The sequence below is a fragment of the Dietzia sp. CW19 genome (assembly GCF_014145265.1).
GTDB lineage: Bacteria > Actinomycetota > Actinomycetes > Mycobacteriales > Mycobacteriaceae > Dietzia > Dietzia natronolimnaea.
Window position 1 is genome coordinate 1 of the sequence record NZ_JAALEE010000361.1, and the last position, 2,384, is coordinate 2,384.

At 71.6% G+C, this 2,384-nt stretch carries 3 protein-coding genes; 2 read left to right on the top strand and 1 reads right to left on the bottom strand.

The window, feature by feature from the left end:
- Window positions 1–425: DUF3099 domain-containing protein (locus G6021_RS11130; RefSeq protein WP_182641300.1), on the bottom strand; the 425-nt coding region annotated here is incomplete at its 3' end.
- Window positions 426–483: 58 nt separating this feature from the next.
- Between G6021_RS11130 and G6021_RS11135 the strand changes: the two genes are divergently transcribed.
- Together G6021_RS11135 and G6021_RS11140 are read left to right on the top strand one after the other, a co-directional pair.
- Entirely contained in the window at window positions 484–729 is a 246-nt protein-coding gene (locus tag G6021_RS11135) for a DUF3039 domain-containing protein (RefSeq protein ID WP_017837712.1), read from the top strand.
- A gap of 109 nt (window positions 730–838) precedes the next feature.
- A partial coding sequence (locus G6021_RS11140; RefSeq protein WP_241736529.1) for a DEAD/DEAH box helicase occupies window positions 839–2,384 on the top strand: 1,546 nt, incomplete at its 3' end.

Genomic DNA, 2,384 nt, shown 5'->3' on the forward strand with positions numbered 1-2,384 from the left:
CCGGAGCGGTCCCCGGGTGCCGGGGCGTCGTGGGTCGGGCCGTCGTGGGCCGGGCTCTGGTGCGAGGGGCCACCTGTGAGGCCCGGCGGCATCGCGCGGGGCGTGTGATTGGCCAGCGCACCGGCGGTGTACAGCCGTGCCTGCCCCTTGGGTAGCGGAGGCCTGTCGTTGGCGCTGATCACGGCGATCCACGGGATCGGTATGGACCCCGCGACGATGGCCAGTGCGATCCACGGGTTGTTCCAGAGAGCCAGGGAACCCGCGGCGAGGAGCAACGCCGGGATCCGGATGGACATCAGGAGGAAGTACCGCTTCTTCCGCGCCGTGAGCTCGTCCCGGTAGGACTCCCGCGCGGCGGTGATCAGAACGGGCCTCGCGGTGCCGTCCCGATCCTTGGACCGCTTGCGACGGGAGTCGGGTGCCATGGCCCCCAAGGTACTCCGGCGTTGGCGCGCCGACCGTGGCGTGCGGCATCATGAGGGGGTGAGCACCACCCGGACCAAGACACTAGAGCGCCCCGAGGTCACGACGACCGAGGAGACGCAGGACGACGCGCCCAAGTTCTTCCACTACGTGGACAAGAGCAAGATCGCCGAGAGCGCGGTCATGGGCTCCTATGTGATCGCCCTCTGCGGCGAGGTGTTCCCTGTCACCCGGTCCGCCAAGCCCGGTTCTCCCGTCTGCCCGGAGTGCAAGCGCGTCTACGAGACCCTGAAGCCTGGTGAGTGAACCCGGCGCGGTCCCGGGCACCGAGGAGCAGACCGCAGACCCCGCCGCCACGGCGGCCGCGGGCGCGCCGCTGCGCGCCTGGCAGCGGACCGCGCTGCGCAAGTACCTCATGGCTCGGCCGAAGGACTTCCTCGCCGTGGCCACCCCCGGCGCCGGTAAGACGACGTTCGGTCTGCGCGTGGCCACCGAACTCCTGACCGACCGGACGGTCGACGCCATCACCGTGGTGGCCCCCACCGAGCACCTCAAGTTCCAGTGGGCCGAGGCCGCCGCGAGGGCCGGTATCGCGCTCGATCCCGAGTACTCCAACTCCTCCGGCGCTCTCGCACCGGAATACCACGGCGTGGTGGTCACCTACGCCCAGGTGGCCTCCCACCCGTTCAAGCACCGCGAACGGACCGCATCCCGCCGTACGCTGGTGATCCTCGACGAGATCCACCACGGCGGCGACGCCAAGAGCTGGGGAGACGGCATCCGTGAGGCGTTCGACGACGCCGAGCGTCGCCTGTCCCTGACCGGCACACCGTTCCGCTCCGACGACAGTCCGATCCCGTTCGTCACCTACGAACCCGACGGCCAGGGCCATCAACGGTCCAGGGCCGACCACTCCTACGGGTACGCCGACGCCCTGGCCGACGGCGTCGTGCGACCCGTCGTCTTCCTCGCCTATTCCGGCGAGGCGCGCTGGCGGACCAACGCCGGTGAGGAGTTCTCCGCCCGGCTCGGCGAACCACTCAGCGCGGACCAGAACTCGCGCGCCTGGCGGGTGGCGCTGGACCCCCACGGCGACTGGATGCCGGCGGTCCTCCAGGCGGCACACACCAGGCTCCGGCAGATCCGCGCGGGTGGGGTGCCCGACGCCGGCGGGCTGGTGATCGCCACCGACCAGGAACGCGCTCGCGAGTACGCGGCTCTGCTCACGGAGATCACCGGGCGGGCCCCCGTCGTCGTCCTGTCCGACGACCCCACCGCCTCGAGCCGGATCGGCACGTTCTCCGCCTCGACGGACGAGTGGATGGTCGCGGTCCGCATGGTCTCGGAGGGAGTGGACGTGCCGCGCCTGAGCGTGGGGGTGTACGCCACCAGCGCCTCGACCCCCCTGTACTTCGCCCAGGCCATCGGCCGGTTCGTCCGGTCCCGCAGGCCGGGGGAGACCGCGTCGGTGTTCCTGCCGTCGGTCCCGGTCCTGTTGCAGCTCGCCTCCCAGATGGAGGCCCAGCGGGATCACGTCCTGGGCAAGCCCCACCGCGAGGACGGGCTCGAGGACGAGTTGCTGGCGCAGGCCAACCAGCAACACGACGAGCCCGACGCGGACGACGAGGGCAAGGGGTACATCTCCCTCGGGGCGGACGCCGAACTCGACCAGATCGTCTACGAGGGGTCCTCCTACGGCACGGCCACGTTCGCGGGGAGCGAGGAGGAGGCCGACTACATCGGTCTCCCCGGTCTGCTCGGGGCGGACGACGTCAAGGCCCTCCTGCGCCAGCGGGAGAAGGAGCAGATCAGGCGGTCGTCCGGTGAGGGGTCCTCCGCGCCCGGGGCCGTGGCGGTGGTGGGCGTGGGGACGGACCCGACCATCTCCGGCACCACCCTCCCGGGCAACGCCGGCGGTCCGGGGGCGAACGCGGGTGCGGCTGCCGCCCGCGTGGCCTCCG